Raw genomic sequence first — 23,435 nt, 5'->3', positions numbered from 1 at the left:
TATATGATAAAGTTATCCACTGATTGTGTGTAAGTTGTGGATAATTATTAACAGCTTGTGATTATACTTATTCACACATGTTATTTTTGTGTATAACTTTTAAAATTTAGAAAGTTGGAGTTTGTTATTATGTCAGAACAAGAAATTTGGGAAAAAGTTTTAACATTGGCTCAAGAGAAAGTCAGCTATCCTAGCTATCAAACTTTCCTAAAAGATACAAAACTTTATTCATTACAAAATGATGAAGCTATCATAGTGATTGATGATCCTTTTGTAGCTAATTGGTTGAAAACACATTACGTTGAAATAGTACAATCTGCATTATATGAAGCTATTGGGCATGAAATCATGCCAGTTTTTTACTCTGAAGATGAATTAGAAAGTTTAAAATCTGAAGAGAAACAAAATAGCAATCAAAAATCTAATGAAAATGAAATAGACTTCGATACAGTCGATGTAGCAAGAATCGGCGATGAACAATTTAATACAAACAATACCTTTGAAACATTTGTCATTGGGCCTGGCAACAGATTCCCCCATGCTGCAAGTTTAGCCGTAGCAGAAGCACCTGCGCAAGCGTATAATCCACTTTTTATATATGGGGGTGTAGGGTTAGGAAAAACGCATCTAATGCATGCTATTGGTCATTATGTTTTAGATAATAACCCGAATGCTAAAGTTATTTATACATCAAGTGAAAAATTTACGAATGAGTTTATTAAATCAATTCGTGATAATAAAACTGAACGTTTTAGAGAAAAATACCGAAACATCGATGTGCTATTAATAGATGATATACAATTTATTCAAAACAAAGAACAAACTCAAGAAGAATTTTTCCATACTTTTAATGACTTACATCAAGCTAATAAGCAAATTGTTATTTCTAGTGATAGACCTCCAAAAGAAATTGCTAAATTAGAAGATCGTTTACGTTCTCGTTTTGAATGGGGGCTAATTGTGGACATAACGCCACCTGATTATGAAACAAGAATGGCAATTTTGCAGAAAAAAATTGGCGAAGAAAATATTAATATTCCTACTGAAGCGCTTACGTATATTGCAAATCAAATACAATCTAACATTCGTGAACTCGAGGGTGCGCTTACACGTGTATTAGCATTTTCAAAATTACAAGGACAACCAATCACAACTGAATTAACTGCTGCTGCTTTAAAAGATATTATTCAAGCACCTAAATCTAAAAAAATCACCATTCAAGATATTCAAAAAGTTGTTGGCGAATATTATAGTGTAAGAATTGAAGACTTTAGCGCGAAAAAACGTACAAAATCAATTGCCTATCCGCGCCAAATTGCTATGTACTTATCACGTGAATTAACTGATTTCTCCTTGCCTAAAATTGGGGAAGAATTTGGTGGCCGTGACCATACGACAGTGATTCATGCTCATGAAAAAATTGTGAAAGATATCAATAATGATCCAACCTTTAAACAAGAAGTTGAAAATTTAGAAAAAGAGATTAGAAACCAATAAAATCGACTGTACTATAACAGATTAAACGAATAAATTGGGAGATATAACAAATTGACGTATTGCTCTGATTTGTGGACAATGTGTAAAAGTAATACACACTGTGCACAAGTTATCCACAGTTATCAGCTGATGGCATACGTGAAATAATTTGAGTTATCCCCTAATCCACAAGCCCTACTACTATTACTACGGGTTTAAAACCTATATAATTATTATATAAACGACTGGAAGGAGTTTAAAAAATGGAATTTACAATTAGAAGAGATTATTTTATAAATCAATTAAATGATACACTAAAAGCAATCTCACCAAGAACAACATTACCTATACTCACTGGTATAAAAATTGAAGTTAAAAGCAATGAAGTGATACTCACTGGTTCAGATTCAGAAATCTCAATTGAAATCACTATTCCTAAACAAGTTGACGGAGAAGATATCATTGAAGTTGCTGAAACTGGTTCAGTTGTACTCCCTGGTCGTTTCTTTGTAGATATTATTAAAAAACTACCAGGAAAAGAAGTTAAATTATCAACGAATGAACAATTCCAAACTTTAATCACTTCTGGACATTCAGAATTTAACTTAAGTGGTTTAGACCCAGATCAATACCCGTTATTACCACAAGTTTCACGCGATGATGCAATTCAATTATCTGTGAAAGTCTTAAAAAACGTGATTGCACAAACTAATTTCGCTGTGTCCACCTCAGAAACACGCCCGGTACTAACGGGGGTTAACTGGCTTATACAGGATGATGAATTAATATGCACTGCTACTGATTCACACCGTTTGGCTGTGCGAAAAGTCGCTTTAGAAGATGCATCTGAAAACAAAAATGTCATCATTCCAGGTAAAGCCTTATCTGAATTAAATAAAATTATGTCAGACAATGAAGAAGAAATAGATATTTTCTTCGCATCAAACCAAGTTTTATTTAAAGTGGGTAATGTAAACTTTATTTCACGTCTATTAGAAGGTCATTATCCAGATACTTCACGTTTATTCCCAGAAAACTATGAAATCAAAATTGGTATAGATAATGGCGAATTTTACCATGCGATTGATCGTGCATCTTTATTAGCACGTGAAGGTGGAAATAACGTTATTAAATTAAGCACAGGTAGTGAATTAGTTGAATTATCTTCAACATCTCCAGAAATAGGTACTGTAAAAGAAGAAGTGAAAGCTAATAATGTTGATGGCGGTAACTTAAAAATTTCATTCAACTCTAAATATATGATGGATGCTTTAAAAGCGATCGATAATGATGAAGTAGAAGTTGAGTTCTTTGGCACGATGAAACCATTTATCTTAAAACCAAAAGACGATGACTCTGTTACGCAATTAATTTTACCGATCAGAACATATTAAAATCTTATAAGAAAGCGTAAGTATTATACTTTTCTAAAAAATTCTTTTTGTACATCAACGAGAATGGCTAAAAAAAGAATTATCAAGAATTAATCCTATAGAGGCAATGTATGATAGGCAAAAAGAGACCCAGATGGGTCTCTTTTTTATATGAAGAAGCTTGAGTTAAGTGAGTTTTATAATTTTTAGAAGTAATTCACCAAAATAAACCGTGTATATTAACAAAGCATATTTTAGTGCATTAAATATATTTAACTATCTACAAGCTATTTAGAGCTTTAATATAAGCATTTAGTAGTCTATTACGAACTTAGATGCCTAAAATTAATAAATGAGCTTAGAAACGCTTTAAAATGCAAAATGATAGATTACTGTAACAGTTTGCTATCGTTACACTTAAAAGTGATGATTTAATATATAGTTAATAAAATTGTTAATAATTAATTTTAAAGTTAGAATATTTTTCTAAAGAAATCGAATAATATGAATAAAAGTTTGTTATAATATATGAGTAATACGTTATTCTAAACACCTTTGTAAATAAATTTCAGAAATAAGTAAAAATAACACACAAGAAAACGCTTTCTAACTGTATTTTACATGAAATTTTTCTAAAAAAAAGGTATAATATATAGATGAGTTTAAAAGGAATGGAGTGATTGATTTGGTTGAAGAAGTAATTGTTGATGGAGACATTACTTTAGGGCAATTTCTAAAGACAGAAGGTATTATTGAGTCTGGCGGACAAGCGAAATGGTTCTTGCAAGATTTTGAAGTAATGATCAATGGTGAGCGTGAAACGCGTCGTGGTAAGAAGTTAAACCATCAAGATAACATCGAAATACCAGAAGTCGGTTCATTTTTGATTATACACCAAGGTGAAGAATGAAATTAAAGACACTCCAGTTAGACAATTACCGTAACTATGAGTCAATCACCTTAAATTGTCATCCTGAAGTCAATATATTGATTGGTGAAAACGCTCAGGGAAAGACAAATTTATTAGAATCTATATATACTTTAGCATTGGCAAAAAGCCATAGAACGTCAAATGACAAGGAATTGATACGTTTTGATAGTGACTATGCTAAAATAGAGGGTGAACTTAGTTATAGGTATGGTGAGATGCCTTTAACAATGTTTATAACTAAAAAGGGTAAACAAGTAAAAATCAATCACTTAGAGCAAAGTAGACTGACACAATATATTGGTCACTTAAATGTTGTCTTGTTTGCACCTGAAGATTTGAACATTGTCAAAGGGGCACCTCAAATAAGACGCAGATTTATAGATATGGAACTTGGGCAAATCTCAGCAGTCTATTTAAATGATTTGTCTCAGTACCAAAGAATTTTAAAACAAAAAAATAATTATTTGAAGCAATTGCAATACGGGCAAAAGACAGATAGCACTATGCTTGATGTCTTAAACCAACAATTTGCAGAATATGCACTCAAAGTTACACTCAGACGTGAACATTTTATTAAGGAACTTGAATCATTAGCAAAGCCTATCCATTCTGGTATTACTGACGAAAACGAAACACTGTCATTGGAGTATTTACCTAGCATCAAGCTAGATGGTGAAGAAAAAAGTGAGACAGAACGCTTAGAGGAAGTCTTAACTTTACTAGATGATAATAAAGATCGTGAAAAAGATAGAGGTATATGTTTATTTGGGCCTCACAGAGATGATTTAGGTTTTAACGTAAATGGTATGGATGCACAAACTTACGGCTCACAAGGGCAACAAAGAACGACTGCTTTATCTATCAAGCTTGCGGAAATTGAGTTGATGAATATTGAAGTAGGCGAGTATCCCATTCTATTGCTAGACGATGTATTAAGTGAATTAGATGATTCACGTCAGTCTCATTTATTGAGCACAATTCAACATAAAGTGCAGACATTTGTGACTACAACATCGGTTGATGGCATTGATCATGAAATTATGAAAAACGCTAAACTTTATCGCATTAATAAAGGCGAAATTATAAAGTAACAGAAAGTGAAGGTGGAAGCATTGTCAGATGTGAACAACACGGAAGATTATGGTGCTGGTCAGATTCAGGTATTAGAAGGTCTTGAAGCGGTTCGTAAAAGACCAGGTATGTATATAGGCTCAACTTCAGAGAGAGGGCTACATCACTTAGTATGGGAAGTAGTCGACAATAGTATTGATGAAGCACTTGCAGGGTATGCTGACCAAATTGACGTCGTTATTGAAAAAGACAATTGGATTAAAGTAACAGACAACGGTCGTGGTATCCCTGTAGGCATACAAGAGAAAATGGGACGTCCTGCTGTTGAAGTTATTTTAACTGTATTACACGCTGGTGGTAAATTCGGTGGTGGCGGTTATAAAGTTTCCGGCGGTCTCCACGGTGTAGGTTCTTCTGTAGTAAACGCGTTGTCTGAAGATTTAGAAGTGTATGTTTACAAAGATGAAAATATATATCATCAAGCATATAAAAAAGGTATACCTCAGTTTGACTTGAAAGTCATCGGAGAAACAGATGAAAACACTGGTACGACAATTCGTTTTAAAGCTGATCCTGAGATATTCACTGAAACAACGACATACAACTATGAAATATTGCAACAGCGTATTAGAGAGCTTGCATTTTTAAACAAAGGTATCTCAATCACATTAAGAGATGAACGTGAAGAGGAAACCCGCGAAGACACATATCACTATGAAGGTGGTATTAGATCTTACGTTGAAATGTTAAATGAAAATAAAGAACCTATCCATGAAGCGCCTATTTATGTACATCAATCAAAAGACGATATTGAAGTTGAAATTGCACTTCAATATAACAAAGGCTACGCTACAAACCTTTTAACATACGCTAATAACATCCACACGTATGAAGGTGGTACGCATGAAGAAGGTTTTAAACGTGCGCTTTCTCGAGTATTAAATAACTATGGGATTAATAGTAAAATTATGAAAGAAGATAAAGAAAGACTTTCAGGTGAAGATACACGTGAAGGTTTAACAGCTGTTGTTTCAATTAAACACAGTGACCCACAATTTGAAGGACAAACTAAAACAAAACTTGGTAACTCTGAAGTACGTCAAGTCGTAGACCGTATATTTTCTGAACTTTTTGAACGCTTCTTATACGAAAACCCGCAAGTGGGTCGCACAATAATAGAAAAAGGCATTATGGCATCCCAAGCGCGCCTTGCAGCTAAAAAAGCGCGTGAAGTGACACGCCGTAAGTCTGCTTTAGAAGTCTCTAGTTTACCTGGTAAACTAGCCGATTGTTCTAGTAAAGACCCTTCTCGCAGTGAAATATTTATTGTCGAGGGTGATTCTGCCGGGGGGTCTACTAAGTCTGGACGTGACTCGGAAACACAGGCAATTTTACCGTTACGTGGTAAGATATTAAACGTTGAAAAAGCACGATTAGATAGAATTTTAAACAATAATGAAATTCGTTCTATGATTACTGCTTTTGGTACTGGTATTGGTGGAGAATTTGATCTCAGTAAAGCACGTTACCATAAAATTATCTTGATGACGGATGCTGACGTAGACGGTGCGCATATTAGAACATTGTTATTAACATTCTTCTATCGCTTTATGAGACCATTAATTGAAGCAGGATACGTTTATATCGCACAACCACCATTATTCAAGTTGACACAAGGAAAACAAAAATACTATGTGTTTAATGAACGTGAGTTAGAAAAACTTAAAGGGCAATTAGACCCAAGTCCAAAATGGTCTATTGCACGTTACAAAGGTCTTGGTGAAATGAACGCCGATCAATTATGGGAGACTACAATGAACCCTGAGAATAGAGCGATGCTGCAAGTATCGTTAGATGATGCTATAGAAGCTGACCAAGTTTTCGAGATGTTAATGGGCGATGTTGTTGAGAATCGTAGACAGTTTATTGAAGACAATGCAGTCTATGCAAACTTAGATTTCTAAGACAATGAACTGAATTTTTGAAGGAGGATATCTTGATGGCTGAATTACCTGAATCAAGAATTAATGAACGAAATATAACAAATGAGATGCGTGAGTCGTTCCTAGATTATGCGATGAGCGTTATCGTCTCACGTGCGCTACCAGATGTTAGAGATGGTTTGAAACCAGTACATCGACGTATACTTTACGGCTTACACGAGCAAGGTATGACACCTGATAAATCATATAAGAAATCTGCACGTATTGTTGGGGACGTCATGGGTAAATATCACCCTCACGGAGACTCATCAATATACGAAGCCATGGTAAGAATGGCACAGGACTTCAGCTATCGATACCCTTTAATTGATGGCCAAGGTAACTTTGGTTCCATGGATGGCGATGGAGCAGCGGCAATGCGTTACACTGAAGCGCGCATGTCTAAAATCACACTTGAAATGCTGAGAGATATAAATAAAGATACGATTGATTTTGTTGATAACTACGATGGTAATGAAAGAGAGCCGTCAGTCTTACCATCCAGGTTCCCTAACATACTAGTAAACGGTGCTTCAGGTATCGCGGTTGGTATGGCTACTAATATCCCACCACATAATTTAACTGAAGTTATAAATGGTGTATTAAGCTTAAGTTATAATCCGGATATTACTATTGCAGAGTTAATGGAAGATATTCAAGGACCGGATTTCCCTACAGCAGGTATCATTCTTGGTAGAAGTGGCGTACGTCGGGCGTTTGAAACTGGACGTGGTTCAGTCCAAATGCGTGCAAGAGCTGAGATTGAAGAACGTGGTGGCGGCCGTCAACGTATCGTTGTGACTGAGGTGCCTTACCAAGTCAATAAAGCACGTATGATTGAAAAAATCGCTGAATTAGCACGTGATAAGAAAATTGAAGGCATTACAGATTTACGTGATGAAACAAGTTTACGTACTGGTGTACGTGTGGTTATTGATATACGTAAAGATGCAAACGCGAGTGTTGTATTAAATAACTTGTATAAACAAACGCCATTACAAACGTCCTTTGGCGTGAATATGATTGCTTTAGTGAATGGTAGGCCAAGATTAATTAACCTTAAAGAAGCATTAGTTGAATATCTTGAACATCAAAAAGTAGTCGTTAGAAGAAGAACAGAATACAACTTGAAAAAAGCACAAGACCGAGCTCATATCTTAGAGGGTTTGAGAATCGCTTTAGATCATATTGATGAAATTATTCGTGTGATTCGTGAATCTGACACTGATAAGGTTGCAATGGCAAACTTACAAGAACAATTCAAATTAACTGAACGACAAGCGCAAGCAATACTAGATATGCGTTTAAGACGTTTAACAGGTTTAGAAAGAGATAAAATTGAATCTGAATATAACGAATTAATTGCTTATATAGACGAGTTAAAAGCAATTCTTGCAGATGAAGAAAAATTATTACAACTTGTACGTGACGAATTAATTGATGTACGTGAACGTTTCGGTGATGAACGTAAGACGGAAATCCAATTGGGTGGTCTAGATAACATTGAAGATGAAGACCTTATACCAGAAGAACAAATTGTTATTACGTTAAGCCACAATAACTATATTAAGCGTCTACCAGTTTCAACATATAGAGCACAACATCGTGGTGGTCGTGGCGTACAAGGTATGCAAACGCTAGAAGAAGACTTTGTAAGTCAGCTTGTAACATTGAGCACCCATGATCATGTCCTATTCTTCACAAATAAAGGTAGAGTTTATAAACTAAAAGGATACGAAGTTCCTGAACTCTCACGTCAGTCTAAAGGTATTCCAGTAGTCAATGCAATAGAACTCGATAATGACGAAACAATTAGCACAATGATTGCTGTTAAAGATTTAGAAAGTGAAGAAGATTATTTAGTGTTTGCAACATTGAATGGTATTGTTAAACGTTCAGCGTTGAGTAACTTCTCACATATTAACAAAAACGGTAAGATTGCTATTGGTTTCAAAGAGGACGATGAATTGATAGCAGTACGATTAACAGACGGGGATGAAGATATTCTCATCGGTACATCGCATGGTTCGCTCATCCGCTTTAATGAAACAGCATTACGTCCATTAGGGCGTACAGCTGCAGGTGTTAAAGGTATTACGCTCAGAGATGGCGATAGTGTCGTAGGACTAGACGTTACTAAAGCAGAAACAGATGACGAAATCCTTGTAGTAACAGAAAATGGTTACGGTAAACGTACGCCAGTAAGTGAATATCGTTTATCAAACCGTGGCGGCAAAGGAATTAAAACTGCAACAATCACAGAACGTAATGGTAAAGTAGTATGTATTACTTCAGTTGAAGGTAAAGAAGACTTGATGATTGTTACAAATGCAGGCGTCATTATCCGTATAGGCGTAGAAGATATTTCACAAAATGGCCGTGCTGCACAAGGTGTGAGATTGATTAAATTAAACGAAGATCAATTTGTTTCTACGGTAGCTAAAGTAGATGAAGAAGAAAAAGAAGCTGAAGAAAACGAGCTACAAGAAACAGATGATGAAGTAATTGAAAGTACTGATAATGCAAGTGAAAATCAACAATCAGAATCAGTAGTAAATGATCATTTATCAGAGGATATTGTCCACACAGAAACAGAAGATGAGGATGAAACAGATGAAGACGGTCGCCAAGAAGTAAGAGAAGACTTTATGGACCGTATCAACGAAGACATTGATAACGAAGATAATGATGAAACGTAAATTTAAATGATGTAATCCAAGAAATGAGCCTGAGGCATATATTGAAATGTCTCAGGCTCATATAATATTGGTAGCATATGACTAGGGTTGAAAATATATATTTTCAACCCTAGTCATTTTAGTAAGGAGCGAGACAATGCATTCTTTTTAGAAAAATAGATTTTTGTCTCACTCTTTTTGTATTATTTAATTTTCTAATGATTTCATTGCATATGGAATTTCACTTATCAGTTGAGATGGCGGTACAACATACATTTTATCAGACAATGTTTCACCAATATAACTATGCGTATAAGTTGCACTTGTGACTGCTTCCTTGAGGTCATTAAATTGTCCCACAAAGCTTGTAATCATACCAGCAAGTGTATCGCCCATGCCACCTGTAGCCATTGCTGGCGTACCAATTGGAAGCTTGCATTCACTATCTTTAAAATAGATTTCAGTGCCGTGCATTTTTAACACAATTGTTGCGCCAATGTTATCAACCGCTTCACGATTACGTTCGTGAGTTTGTTCTTCTATTGGAATACCACTTAAACGTTCCCACTCTTTTTGATGGGGCGTAAAAATAACTTTACAGGTTGGAATATCTGGCTTCAATTTACTAAATATAGTGATTGCATCTCCGTCCACGATAAGTGTTTGATGTGGTTGGATATTTTGTAATAAGAACGTGATGGCATTGTTTCCTTTAAAATCACATCCTAACCCAGGCCCAATCAAGATACAATCTGTGTTCTCAATCATTTTAGTGAGCATTTTTGTATCATTGATGTCAATGACCATTGCTTCAGGGCAACGTGAATGTAACGCTGCATGGTTGGTTGGATGTGTAGCTACTGTGATTAAACCACTACCACTGTACACACAAGCACGTGCAGCAAGCATAATTGCCCCACCTAAGTTTGCGTTGCCTCCGATTAACAGAATTTTGCCATAATCCCCTTTATGTGTCTCGTCTTTACGCTTAGGAATACTTACGGATGAAATTGTTTCCAACATTGAAACCTCCTTTAGAGATATAAATTATGATCAATTTAGCTTATTTTAATGATTTGATTTTTTTATGAGTAAGTTTATTATTTTCGATAAAATAATACGTGGTTTTAAGCATTATCAAAGTGTAGTCTATTCTTATATTTACCCTAGTTACTTATTTTATAAATACAATAGAAAATATTATACCTGGTTTGCATTTTAGTCAATAGTTAGAAGTATTAAGCGTGGATTTGTTTTTAGAAAATATAAAATCACTTACTTTGCCTTATTAAAATACTAATTTAATACCATGTTACGGATATGCGTTAACCTATTGTCCTTAAAATTTTGTAAGCGTATACTCAAATTAATTGAAACACATTAAAAGCAAGGAGATGAAAATATGACATTGCAACTTAATGGAGAAAGTTTAACGATTAATAAAATAAAGGAATTACTATATCAAAGCGATGAAGTTAGTGTGACGGATGATGCATACCAGCGTGTAAAACAAAGCCGAGCAACCGTAGAGAAGATTATAGAGAATAAAGAAACGATTTATGGTATAACGACAGGGTTCGGGTTATTCAGTGACGTACGGGTTGATGAAGGAGAATACAATCAATTACAAGTGAATTTAATTCGTTCGCATGCTTGTGGGATAGGAAAACCTTTTTCACAAGACGTTGCATTAGTGATGATGGTATTACGTCTAAATACATTACTTAAAGGTCATTCTGGTGTGACCGTCGATTTAGTAGATCAACTCATATACTTTATTAACAATAGAATCATTCCTGTTATTCCTCAACAAGGATCACTGGGTGCTTCTGGAGATTTAGCGCCACTTTCACATCTAGCTTTAGCGCTAATCGGAGAAGGCAGCGTATATTATAAAAACGAGGAAGTAGACAGCCGGTATGTCTTAAATCTATTAAATCGTACCCCTTTAAGATTACAGGCTAAAGAAGGCTTAGCTTTAATTAATGGCACGCAAGCCATGACTGCTCAAGGTGTGATTAATTATATAGAAGCGGAAGATATAGGTTATCAAGCAGAATGGATTGCTGCACTCACACATCAAGCATTAAATGGTATAACAGACGCATACCATGAAAACGTACATAAAGTACGTCATTTCAAAGAACAAATCGATGTTGCAGCACGTATGTTAGATTGGCTTGAAGGTTCAAAATTAACTACATCACAAGGAGACATTCGTGTACAAGACGCTTATACATTGCGTTGTATCCCGCAAATACATGGCGCAAGCTTCCAGGTATTTAATTATGTGAAAGAAAAACTTGAATTTGAAATGAATGCAGCTAATGATAACCCATTAATATTTGATGAAGATGATGAAACGTTCGTTATTTCTGGCGGGAACTTTCACGGACAACCAATTGCTTTTGCACTGGATTTCTTAAAACTGGGTGTTAGCGAATTAGCTAATGTTTCAGAAAGAAGACTAGAAAGACTTGTTAATCCGCAATTAAACAATGGCTTGCCAGCATTCTTAAGCCCACAACCAGGACTACAAAGCGGTGCGATGATTATGCAATACGCAGCAGCGAGTTTGGTTTCAGAAAATAAGACACTTGCACATCCAGCGAGTGTAGATTCCATTCCATCATCAGCTAACCAAGAAGATCATGTGTCTATGGGAACAATTGCCTCTCGCCATGGCTATCAAATGATTGAAAATGCACGGCGTGTGCTAGCAATAGAAGCTATTATTGCACTTCAAGCAGTAGAATATAAAGATATTGAAAAATTATCACCTAAAACGTATGACAAATATCAAGCTTTACGCAAAGTAGTACCCTCTATAACACAAGATCGACAATTTCATAAAGATATCGAAGCTGTTGCACAATATTTACTAGATCATGCTTATTCAAATGAAATTTAATTGTTTCAATGTCATCAGTCTTGAAAAATGGTGCGTTATTTGCTATATTTAAAACAACTCAATAAAGTTATTGTTCGTAGGATAAGTAGTGTTGAATCGTCTGATTTCAGAGAGCTTGTGGTTGGTGAGAACAAGCAATCAGTGTCAATATGAATCTACCTACTATAAAGAAGAACAATCGGATTTAACCGTTATTTTTGTGAAAGTGCAGTCTTTTTTGACTGTTAAATAGGGTGGCAACGCGTAAAGACCACGTCCCTTGTATAGGGATGTGGTCTTTTTTGTGTTCAATCTGAAAATATTTACATTTGAAAGGATGGAAAGTGATATGTTAGACATTAAACGATTTCGTAACGAACCAACGTTACTAAAAGACAAAGTTTCAAAACGTGGTATGGACGCAAAAGTAGTGGATGATGTATTAGCACTTGATGATAAGCGTCGTGAACTTATTCGCAGTGCTGAGGAAATGAAAGCGAAACGTAATAAAGTGAGCGGCGAAATCGCTGAGAAAAAACGTAATAAAGAAAATGCAGATGACGTTATTGTAGAAATGCGTAAATTAGGCGATGATATCAAACAATTAGATGCAGATTTAAATAAAGTAGATAAAGAATTAGAAGATTTATTATCACGTATCCCAAATATCATTCATGATGATGTGCCTGAAGGCGATTCTGATGAAGAGAATGTAGAATTAAAACGTTGGGGTACGCCAAGAGCATTTGACTTTGAAGAAAAAGCACATTGGGATTTAGTTGAATCATTACAAATGGCTAATTTCGAACGAGGCGCAAAAGTTTCTGGCGCTAGATTTGTCTTCTTAACTGGGGAAGGTGCTCAATTAGAAAGAGCATTGATGAACTATATGGTAACGAAACATACGACACAGCACGGTTACACTGAAATGATGGTGCCGCAATTAGTGAACGCCGATTCTATGTATGGTACAGGACAATTGCCAAAATTCGAAGAAGATTTATTCAAAATTGAAAAAGAAGGACTTTATACAATTCCAACTGCAGAGGTGCCATTAACGAATTATTATCGTAATGAAATTATTGAGCCAGATGTGTTGCCTGCTAAATTCACTGCCCAATCAGCTTGTTATCGTAGTGAAGCGGGTTCTGCAGGTAGAGATACAAGAGGCTTAATTCGATTACATCAATTCGATAAAGTAGAAATGGTGCGCTTTGAAAAACCAGAAGACTCTTGGAACGCATTAGAAGAAATGACACAACATGCAGAATCAATTTTAGAGGAGTTAGGATTACCTTATCGTAGAGTTATTTTATGTACAGGAGATATCGGTTTTGGTTCAAGTAAAACATATGACTTAGAAGTTTGGTTACCAAGTTATAACGAATACAAAGAAATCAGTTCTTGTTCAAATATTACTGATTTCCAAGCGCGTCGTTCTAACATTCGTTTTAAACGTGATAAAACAGCAAAACCGGAATTAGTGCATACGCTCAATGGCAGTGGCTTAGCAGTAGGTCGTACATTTGCTGCAATTGTAGAAAACTATCAAAATGAAGATGGATCAGTAACAATTCCAGATGCATTAGTACCTTATATGGGCGGTAAAACAGTTATACGCCCAGTTAAATAGAAAGATGAATTAAAGTTTAAATATCATGATAAACTACGTGAATGTTTAAAATGAGCTTAGCATCATCTAGCTTTAAAAAAGCAGGATTGTAATCTTTGCGAGATTACTATTCCTGCTTTTTTAATTTGGAGAAAGGGTAGGGAGGCCTCAATTTAAATGATTAATCATAGATAATAATACAGAAAAACAGCATTTTACTTAACTATAAGAGGGACGTCTAAAATAATGATTTAAAAATTCTGAAATTAAAACTATTATAAAAACAGCATTTTAACACTGTGGTTAGTCTAACGTAAGACAAGCAGATGTCTAAAAGCATTGAATATATTTTACGAGTCGTATTAAAATAGTCATATTATTTTCTTATTACAAAAACTTTAGGAGGTGGCGTTATGGAAACACATTTAACTTTTAGGCAAGGTGTCAAAGAATGTGTGCCTACATTGTTAGGTTACGCAGGTGTTGGACTTTCATTTGGTATTGTAGCAGTAGCTTCGGGTTTTAATTTACTCGAGATTATTTTGTTATGTTTACTCGTTTACGCAGGTGCTGCACAATTTATTATATGTGCGTTAGTCATTGCTGGGACACCCATTTCTGCAATCGCATTAACTACGTTTATTGTTAATTCAAGGATGTTTTTATTAAGTATGACACTTGCACCAAGTTATAAAGATTATGGTTTTTGGAATCGTATCGGGATGTCTACACTCATTACTGATGAAACATTCGGTGTTGCTATCACGCCACATTTAAAAGGAGAAAAAATTAATGATCGCTGGCTACATGGTTTAAATATCACAGCATACCTATTTTGGACATTTGCAAGTATCGTTGGCGCTGTCTTTGGTAAATACATAACTAACCCCGATGCTTTTGGTTTGGACTTTGCGATTACCGCGATGTTTATATTTTTGGCTGTATCGCAGTTTGATACTATTAAACAATCACAAATTAGGACTTATCTAGTATTAATCGTTTGCGTGATTATACTAATGTTTGTTTTAAGCTTTTTCATGCCTTCATATGTAGCCATTATATTAGCATCCATCTTTACTGCTGCTTTAGGGGTGGTGATTGATAAATGACAACGACCCTACACATGTTATTAATCATCGTGTTATGCGGTGTGATTACTTGGTTAACACGCATCATACCCTTTATATTAATAACTAAAATTAGATTATCGGAAACAATCGTAAAATGGTTATCCTTTATTCCAATCACACTGTTTACGGCATTAATTATAGATGGTGTGTTAGAGCAACATGAAGGAACAATGATCTATAGTATTAATATCCCTTTTTTAGTTACTATGGTGCCAACAATTATTATCGCAGTCATTACACGAAGTCTAACGATGACAATTGTTGGCGGCATCTTGCTCATGGCTATTTTAAGATGGGTATTTTAAATATATGATTGAAGTACATCCCAAAATCCGTTAGAATGACAATAATTAGAAAATTATGAAATTTGAAGTACGCGTGCGTCATTGATGAAGTAAATCACTTTTATATACGTCGTTTTTTTTAACAATTAAAACTAAATCTTATTTCGAGAAGCAGAGGGACTTGGCCCGATGAAGCTTCAGCAACCGGCTTTTAAAGCACGGTGCTAATACCAACGACTCGTCGAATAATAAGTATTTTAACTTCTTACTTATTATAAATAGGTGAGAAGTTTTTTTACTAGGTAGGAGGTAAATGATGACAAATTATACAGTTGATACATTGGAATTAGGGCCATTTACAACAGAATCAGGTGAAACGATTTTAAATTTGAAATTACGTTATGAGCATGTTGGGTATCAAGGGCAACCATTAGTGCTGGTATGCCACGCATTAACAGGTAATCATTTGACGTATGGCACGGATGATAATCCAGGGTGGTGGAGAGGCATTATAGATGGTGGTTATATGCCTATTCATGACTATCAATTTTTAACATTCAATGTCATTGGGAGCCCATATGGTTCTAGTTCGGCACATACAGATGCAGACTTTCCTAAACATTTAACTTTACGAGATATTGTACATGCAATTGAATTAGGTATTAAAACGTTAGGGTTTGATCGAATTAATATTTTAATTGGAGGCTCTTTAGGTGGCATGCAAGCATTAGAATTATTATACAACCATAAATTTGAGGTCGATAAGGCAGTTATTTTAGCTGCTACAGACAAAACATCTTCATATAGTCGTGCATTTAATGAAATTGCTAGACAAGCAATTCAATTAGATCACAGCGAGGGTATGAGTATAGCAAGACAACTTGGCTTTTTAACTTATCGTTCGTCTAAGAGTTATGATAGACGCTTTACGCCGGACCAAGTTGTGAATTATCAAAAACACCAAGGTAACAAATTCAAGAAAAACTTTGACCCATTGAGCTATTTAACACTACTGGATGTCTTAGATAGCCATGATATAGATAGAGATCGCAAAGATGTAGATGAAGTATTTGGACGTCTTGATACTAAAGTCATGACGATGGGATTTACAGATGATTTATTATATCCAGATGATTTGGTATATGCGACTGGTGCTCGCTTTAAATACCATAAACACTTCTTTGTACCGGACAATGTAGGACATGATGGCTTTTTACTTAATTTTAATGATTGGGCGCCCAATTTATATCATTTCTTAAAAGTATCCAAATTCAAAAGAAAATAAATATATGGTTACGATGTACGTGGAAAAATAAGACGTCTGGAAGATGGCTTTCTAGTTGATTAAAAGAGTGAAGTGATTGCCTTACCAGGACGTCTTATTTTTATAGCATAACATCAGAAATAAATGAGGCATTTTGGTCAAATTAATGCGTAAAAGTACATTTTGAAGTATTAGTCTATTTTTGAATTTTATAGTTTGAGTGGAACTTCTATTAAAAAGGATTGTCAATAATTGTATAAAAGTTTTAAAGAGGTTAAAATAATAAACATAGACAAAATTAGTATAGGAGTGGCGAACTTGTTTTCTAAAATAGATACTAAAGCCACTATACTTAGTGTGATTACGTTAATTATAGTGGCTTTAGCTTTACATATATTACCACCACTTGGGTTGCTGTTAGGCTTATTTGCAACAATTCCAGGTATTATTTTATGGCATAAATCTGTAGAATCATTTGCTTTTACAGCGGTGGTTACAGTTGTGTTAACAACATTGCTGGGTAATATATTCGTGTTAAGCATTATGATCCTCTTGCTTGTAGTGAGTTTTGTAGTGGGTCAATTATTAAAAGAACGTACATCTAAAGAACGTATACTTTATATAACAACAACGTATATTAGTATTATTGCGTTAATTGCATTTATGATGTTACAAGCATTAAAAAAAATACCAAACGCTACATCATTAATTAAACCATTTAAAGACCAGATGTATAGTGTGATTGCTAACGCTTCTGTAAGCGCAGATTATAAACAAATGTTTGAAGAAACATTCCGCCAATCATCAGTTCAATTACCAAGTTATATTATTATTGGCGTTTTTCTATTAATATTAATCAATTTAATTATTACTTTTCCAATCTTGCGTAAATTCAAAATCGCTACGCCCATATTCAAACCATTATACGCTTGGCAAATGAAGCGTTCTGTATTATGGATATATATTATTGTATTAATATGTGTTATGTTTTCAACCGAGCCAAGCGCATTTCAAACTATCGTATTAAACTTTCAAACTGTGTTATCATTATGTATGTATATTCAGGGGTTAAGTGTGATTCACTTTTTCGGAAAGGCAAAATCAATGCCGCCAGCACTTACTATCATTCTAATGGTGGTGGGGACAATTTTAACACCATTAACACATATTGTAAGTCTCCTGGGTTTTGTAGATTTATGCATCAATTTAAAACGTATCATTAAAAAATGATTTGAGGTGGAAGAATGAACCGTCAATCCACTAAAAAAGCGTTGATTTTACCATTTATAATCATGGTATTGACAGCGATAGCGCTTGTAGTCGTTTGGTTTATTTTTAATCAATTGATTGCAGGTATAGCCACCGTTGTTTTACTTGTGATTATTATAGGGACAGCACTGATGGTAAGACAAGCTTTACAAAAACTGGATAGCTATGTAGATAGTCTAAGCGGAATAATTTCAGCAAGTAGCAACACTGCTATTAAAAAGCTACCGATTGGTATGATTATCTTAGATGAAAATGAAAACATAGAGTGGATGAACCAATTTATGTCAGAGCGTTTGGATCGAAATGTTATTTCTGATCCAGTCAACGAAGTATATCCTAACATCTTAAAGCAATTAGAAAAGACACAAGAAGTTGAAATTCAAGAAAATGAATATCACTACCGTGTAAGATATTCAGAAAAAGAACACGTACTTTATTTCTTCGATATAACAGAAGAAGTACACACACAAGCATTATACGAAGCATCTAAACCAATCATTGCCACACTATTTTTAGATAACTACGATGAAATCACTCAAAATATGAATGACACACAACGATCAGAGATTAACTCAATGGTTACGCGTGTGATAAGTAGATGGGCGACAGAATATAATATCTATTTCAAACGGTATAGTTCTGATCAATTTGTCGCTTATTTAAATCAACATATTTTAGATGAAGTTGAAGCGTCTAACTTTAGTATACTAAGTCAATTACGCGAAAAAAGCGTGGGTTACCGTGCACAATTGACGTTAAGTATTGGCGTAGGTGAAGGTTCTGAGAATTTAATCGACTTAGGAGAATTGTCACAATCTGGACTCGATTTAGCGCTAGGGCGTGGTGGTGACCAAGTTGCGATTAAGAATATGAATGGGAATGTGCGTTTCTATGGCGGTAAGACTGACCCAATGGAAAAACGTACTCGTGTCAGAGCACGTGTTATCTCCCACGCATTAAAAGATATTTTAATGGAAGGCGATAAAGTCATTATTATGGGGCATACACGCCCAGATTTAGATGCTATAGGCGCAGCGATTGGTGTATCACGCTTCGCTATGATGAATAATCTAGATGCTTACATTGTGTTAAATGATTCGGATATTGATCCGACATTACGCCGTGTAATGGATGCTGTAGATGAAAAACCAGAACTCAAAGATCGTTTCATAACATCAGATGAAGCATGGGATATTATGACATCTAAGACAACTTTAGTGGTTGTAGACACACATAAACCAGAAATGGTCATTGATGAAAATATTTTAAATAAAGCAAATCGTAAAGTTGTGATTGATCATCACAGACGTGGCGAAAGCTTTATTTCTAGCCCATTACTCGTCTATATGGAACCATATGCAAGTTCTACCGCAGAGCTAGTGACAGAATTACTAGAATATCAACCGACAGAACAAAGATTAACACGTTTAGAATCGACGATTATGTTTGCAGGTATTATCGTAGATACACGTAATTTCACATTACGTACAGGCTCAAGAACATTTGATGCGGCAAGTTATTTACGGGCACATGGTGCTGATACAATCTTGACGCAGCATTTCTTGAAAGACGACTTAGATACGTATATTAATCGTACAGAATTAATTCAAACAGTGAAGTTACAAGATCACGGTGTAGCCATTGCGCACGGTTCAGATGAAAAAATCTACCATCCTGTCACAGTTGCACAAGCTGCTGATGAACTGTTAAGTTTAGATGGCGTAGAGGCTTCTTATGTAATTGCTAGAAGAGAAGATAACCTAGTCGGTATGTCTGCCCGTTCGCTTGGTGCAGTTAATGTTCAACTGACAATGGAAGCACTCGGTGGCGGTGGTCACCTGACTAACGCAGCGACCCAATTAAAAGATGTAACTGTCGAAGAAGCAATAGAACAATTACAACAAGCAATAACAGAACAAATGAGTAGGAGTGAAAATACATGAAAGTAATATTTACACAAGATGTTAAAGGCAAAGGTAAAAAAGGCGAAGTTAAAGACGTACCTGTAGGCTATGCAAATAATTTCTTATTGAAGAAAAACTATGCAGTTGAAGCGACGCCAGGTAATTTAAAACAATTAGAAAAACAACACGAAGCTGCTGAAGCTGAGCGTCAACAAGAAATTGAAGATGCTAAAAAATTAAAAGAAACATTAAGTAATATTGAAGTTGAAGTATCTGCTAAAACAGGTGAAGGTGGAAAATTATTTGGCTCTGTAAGCACAAAACAAATCGCTCAAGCTTTACAACAACAACACGATATTAAATTAGATAAACGTAAAATGGATTTACCAAATGGTATCCATGCGTTAGGTTACACAAATGTGCCAGTTAAATTAGATAAAGAAGTAGAAGGTACAATTCGTGTACACACAGTTGAACAATAAAAACGGATTGAGATATGAGGTGTAATCATAATGGATGGAATGTATGAACAAAATCAAATGCCCCACAGTAATGAGGCTGAACAATCTGTCTTAGGTGCCATTATCATAGATCCGGAACTGATAAACAGAACTCAGGAAGTTTTACTTCCTGAGTCCTTTTATAGAGGCGCACATCAACACATCTTTAGAGCCATGATGAACCTCAACGAAGATAATAAAGATATTGACGTGGTTACAATTATGGATCAGTTGTCGTACGAAGGGCGACTAAATGAAGCGGGTGGCCCACAATATCTAGCAGAATTATCTAGTAATGTACCAACAACACGAAACGTTCAATACTATACAGATATCGTTTTTAAACACGCAACAAAACGTAAATTAATACAAACTGCTGATAGTATTGCGAACGACGGTTATAATGACGAATTAGAATTAGATACAATACTAAACGATGCCGAACGTCGTATCTTAGAATTATCGTCGACAAGAGAAAGCGACGGCTTTAAAGATATTAGAGACGTACTTGGAGAAGTATATGAAAACGCAGAATTGCTTGACCAAAATAGTGGTCAAACGCCGGGTATTCCAACTGGTTATCGAGATTTGGATCAAATGACAGCTGGTTTTAACCGCAATGATTTAATTATTTTAGCGGCTAGACCCTCTGTTGGTAAGACTGCCTTCGCACTTAATATTGCTCAGAAAGTAGCTACGCATGAAGACCATTTTTCAGTAGGTATTTTCTCACTTGAGATGGGTGCTGACCAATTAGCAACACGTATGATTTGTAGTTCGGGGAACGTCGATTCCAACCGTTTAAGAACAGGTATGATGACCGAAGAAGACTGGAATCGTTTTACGATTGCAGTAGGTAAATTATCTAGAACGAAGATATTTATTGACGATACACCTGGCATTCGAATTACAGATATCCGTTCAAAATGCCGCCGTTTAAAACAAGAACATGGCTTGGATATGGTCGTTATAGACTATCTTCAATTAATATCAGGTAGCGGCTCGAGATTTTCAGATAACCGACAACAAGAAGTATCTGAAATTTCGCGTACGCTCAAAGCGATTGCGAGAGAGATGGAATGTCCTGTCATTGCACTAAGTCAGTTATCACGTGGCGTAGAACAACGTCAAGATAAGCGACCAATGATGAGCGATATTCGTGAATCGGGATCAATTGAGCAAGACGCCGATATCGTTGCCTTCCTATACCGTGATGACTATTATAATCGTGGCGAAGATGAGGAAGACGACGATGGAGATACGAACTATGAACCTCAAACCAATGACGATAACGGCGAGATTGAAATTATTATTGCCAAACAACGTAATGGCCCAACAGGTACTGTGAAACTACACTTTATGAAACAATATAATAAATTTACAGACATCGATTATGCACATGCAGATATGGGTTAAGAAAAAGAAATAAAATTATTTTTTCCGTACAATAAATAACCAGGTTTATTTATTGTACGGTTTTTGTTTGTGTTTGATTCTTTATTATTTTATGAAGTATGTATTAGCATTTGAAAGAAAAGTCTTTGAAAACCTTGATAACAGTCAGTTTATAGTGTGTTGAGTGAAATTTGGATATTTACCAAAAACTAAAAAAACGTAAAAAATCAATGTTCGATTTTTGTTTGCAATATCGGTTTGGTATTGGTAGAATACTTAATGGTTAATTGAGAAAAACTTGGAGGTGCTCATATGTCATCAATCGTAGTCGTTGGGACACAATGGGGAGACGAAGGTAAAGGTAAAATCACAGATTTCTTAGCTGAACAAGCAGATGTTATTGCACGTTTTTCAGGCGGTAACAATGCAGGCCACACAATTAAATTTGGTGGAGAAACATATAAATTGCACTTAGTACCATCTGGTATTTTTTATAAAGAAAAATTAGCAGTGATTGGTAATGGCGTCGTTATCGACCCAGTCGCATTATTGAAAGAGTTAGACGGTTTAAATGAAAGAGGTATTTCTACAGATAATTTACGTATTTCTAATCGCGCTCAAGTTATTTTACCTTATCACATAAAACAAGATGAATATGAAGAAGAACGCCGTGGAGATAATAAAATTGGCACTACGAAAAAAGGTATCGGACCTGCTTATGTAGATAAAGCACAACGTATTGGCATCCGTGTTGCTGATTTATTAGATAAAGAAACTTTTGAAAAATTATTAAAAGAAAATATTGAATACAAATCAGCCTACTTCAAAGGCATGTTTGATAAAGCGTGTCCATCATTTGAAGAAATTTTCGAAACTTATTATGCTGCAGGTCAACGCTTAGCAGAGTTTGTTACAGACACTGCAAAAGTTTTGGATGACGCATTTGTAGCTGAAGAAAAAGTATTATTTGAAGGCGCACAAGGGGTAATGTTAGACATCGATCATGGTACGTATCCATTTGTTACTTCAAGTAATCCTGTTGCAGGTAATGTCACTGTTGGTGGCGGTGTAGGACCAACATTTGTATCGAAAGTTATTGGCGTATGTAAAGCATATACCTCACGTGTTGGTGATGGCCCATTCCCAACAGAATTATTTGATGAAGATGGAGACCATATTCGTGAAGTTGGCCGTGAATACGGTACAACTACAGGACGTCCACGTCGTGTTGGTTGGTTTGACTCAGTCGTGTTACGTCACTCTCGTCGTGCAAGCGGGATTACAGACCTTTCTATTAACTCTATCGACGTGTTAACAGGTCTTAAAGAAGTGAAAATTTGTACAGCATACGAATTAGATGGTAAAGAAATCACAGAATACCCTGCGAACTTGAAAGATTTACAACGTTGCAAACCAATCTTTGAAACACTACCAGGTTGGAGAGAAGATATTACAAGTTGCCGTTCATTAGAAGAATTGCCAATGAACGCACGCAGATATTTAGAACGCATTTCTGAATTATGTGATGTTCAAATTTCTATCTTCTCTGTAGGGCCCGACCGTAACCAAACAAACTTATTGAAATCATTATGGTAAGCTACTTAGTTAGATGCCCGAACCTTTAGAATTAAAAATAAAATTTTAAATATACAAACCCCTTGCACATGCTATTCCAA

At 35.4% G+C, this 23,435-nt stretch carries 17 protein-coding genes, 1 riboswitch and 1 other annotated feature; of the genes, 16 read left to right on the top strand and 1 reads right to left on the bottom strand.

Annotated elements, in window-relative coordinates; translation table 11 throughout:
• Positions 1-129: 129 nt before the first annotated feature.
• The 6 genes from dnaA to gyrA all read left to right on the top strand — a co-directional run bounded on the left by dnaA (position 130) and on the right by gyrA (position 9,532).
• Positions 130-1,497, top strand: coding sequence for a chromosomal replication initiator protein DnaA (gene dnaA / locus IEU88_RS05900; RefSeq protein WP_096807940.1), 1,368 nt, complete (start codon positions 130-132; stop codon positions 1,495-1,497).
• 242 nt (positions 1,498-1,739) lie between these two features.
• Complete coding sequence (gene dnaN / locus IEU88_RS05895) at positions 1,740-2,870, top strand: DNA polymerase III subunit beta (protein WP_103373247.1); 1,131 nt, start codon at positions 1,740-1,742, stop codon at positions 2,868-2,870.
• A gap of 655 nt (positions 2,871-3,525) precedes the next feature.
• Positions 3,526-3,759: a S4 domain-containing protein YaaA gene (gene yaaA / locus IEU88_RS05890; RefSeq protein ID WP_174221760.1), complete on the top strand. Its 234-nt coding sequence runs from the start codon at positions 3,526-3,528 to the stop codon at positions 3,757-3,759.
• The gene (gene recF / locus IEU88_RS05885; RefSeq protein WP_103373116.1) at positions 3,756-4,871 is read left to right on the top strand and encodes a DNA replication/repair protein RecF; all 1,116 of its coding nucleotides are present in this window, start codon (positions 3,756-3,758) and stop codon (positions 4,869-4,871) included. The genes yaaA and recF overlap by 4 nt, the downstream gene beginning before the upstream one ends.
• A gap of 12 nt (positions 4,872-4,883) precedes the next feature.
• Positions 4,884-6,815, top strand: coding sequence for a DNA topoisomerase (ATP-hydrolyzing) subunit B (gene gyrB, locus IEU88_RS05880; RefSeq protein WP_174221775.1), 1,932 nt, complete (start codon positions 4,884-4,886; stop codon positions 6,813-6,815).
• A gap of 35 nt (positions 6,816-6,850) precedes the next feature.
• A complete protein-coding gene (gyrA, locus tag IEU88_RS05875; protein ID WP_103373115.1) occupies positions 6,851-9,532 on the top strand; it encodes a DNA gyrase subunit A in 2,682 nt (893 codons plus the stop codon).
• A 186-nt stretch (positions 9,533-9,718) separates the two neighbouring features.
• Here the strand turns inward: gyrA and IEU88_RS05870 are convergent, their stop codons facing one another.
• Positions 9,719-10,534, bottom strand: a complete 816-nt coding sequence (locus IEU88_RS05870; protein ID WP_318270733.1) for an NAD(P)H-hydrate dehydratase — start codon at positions 10,532-10,534, stop codon at positions 9,719-9,721.
• A 379-nt stretch (positions 10,535-10,913) separates the two neighbouring features.
• Here IEU88_RS05870 and hutH point away from each other — a divergent pair, with 379 nt between their 5' ends.
• From hutH to IEU88_RS05820, 10 genes are all read left to right on the top strand, one after another.
• Positions 10,914-12,422 (top strand): histidine ammonia-lyase, encoded by a 1,509-nt coding sequence (gene hutH, locus IEU88_RS05865; protein ID WP_103373114.1) that lies wholly within the window; start codon positions 10,914-10,916, stop codon positions 12,420-12,422.
• 61 nt (positions 12,423-12,483) lie between these two features.
• Positions 12,484-12,685 (top strand) — a binding site (T-box leader).
• Positions 12,686-12,750: 65 nt separating this feature from the next.
• Entirely contained in the window at positions 12,751-14,034 is a 1,284-nt protein-coding gene (serS, locus tag IEU88_RS05860; protein WP_096807947.1) for a serine--tRNA ligase, read from the top strand.
• Positions 14,035-14,426: 392 nt separating this feature from the next.
• Positions 14,427-15,122, top strand: a complete 696-nt coding sequence (locus tag IEU88_RS05855) for an AzlC family ABC transporter permease (RefSeq protein WP_096807948.1) — start codon at positions 14,427-14,429, stop codon at positions 15,120-15,122.
• On the top strand, positions 15,119-15,448 hold the full coding sequence (locus tag IEU88_RS05850; RefSeq protein ID WP_096807949.1) for an AzlD domain-containing protein: 330 nt from the start codon (positions 15,119-15,121) through the stop codon (positions 15,446-15,448). The genes IEU88_RS05855 and IEU88_RS05850 overlap by 4 nt, the downstream gene beginning before the upstream one ends.
• A 135-nt stretch (positions 15,449-15,583) precedes the next feature.
• Positions 15,584-15,682, top strand: a riboswitch (SAM riboswitch).
• Between the two features lie 61 nt (positions 15,683-15,743).
• Positions 15,744-16,712 carry a homoserine O-acetyltransferase MetX gene (gene metX, locus IEU88_RS05845; RefSeq protein WP_103373113.1) on the top strand — a complete coding sequence of 323 codons (969 nt, stop codon included), beginning with the start codon at positions 15,744-15,746 and terminating at the stop codon, positions 16,710-16,712.
• 297 nt (positions 16,713-17,009) lie between these two features.
• Positions 17,010-17,921: a DUF2232 domain-containing protein gene (locus tag IEU88_RS05840; RefSeq protein ID WP_103373112.1), complete on the top strand. Its 912-nt coding sequence runs from the start codon at positions 17,010-17,012 to the stop codon at positions 17,919-17,921.
• A 14-nt stretch (positions 17,922-17,935) separates the two neighbouring features.
• Positions 17,936-19,903 carry a DHH family phosphoesterase gene (locus IEU88_RS05835; protein WP_096807952.1) on the top strand — a complete coding sequence of 656 codons (1,968 nt, stop codon included), beginning with the start codon at positions 17,936-17,938 and terminating at the stop codon, positions 19,901-19,903.
• Positions 19,900-20,346, top strand: coding sequence for a 50S ribosomal protein L9 (gene rplI / locus IEU88_RS05830; protein WP_096807953.1), 447 nt, complete (start codon positions 19,900-19,902; stop codon positions 20,344-20,346). The genes IEU88_RS05835 and rplI overlap by 4 nt, the downstream gene beginning before the upstream one ends.
• Positions 20,347-20,376: 30 nt before the next feature.
• On the top strand, positions 20,377-21,780 hold the full coding sequence (gene dnaB, locus IEU88_RS05825) for a replicative DNA helicase (protein ID WP_096807954.1): 1,404 nt from the start codon (positions 20,377-20,379) through the stop codon (positions 21,778-21,780).
• Positions 21,781-22,071: 291 nt separating this feature from the next.
• On the top strand, positions 22,072-23,355 hold the full coding sequence (locus IEU88_RS05820) for an adenylosuccinate synthase (protein WP_103373111.1): 1,284 nt from the start codon (positions 22,072-22,074) through the stop codon (positions 23,353-23,355).
• Positions 23,356-23,435 lie beyond the last annotated feature (80 nt).

This window comes from Staphylococcus nepalensis (assembly GCF_014635045.1).
GTDB lineage: Bacteria > Bacillota > Bacilli > Staphylococcales > Staphylococcaceae > Staphylococcus > Staphylococcus nepalensis.
This window is presented reverse-complemented; position numbering and strand designations above follow the sequence as displayed.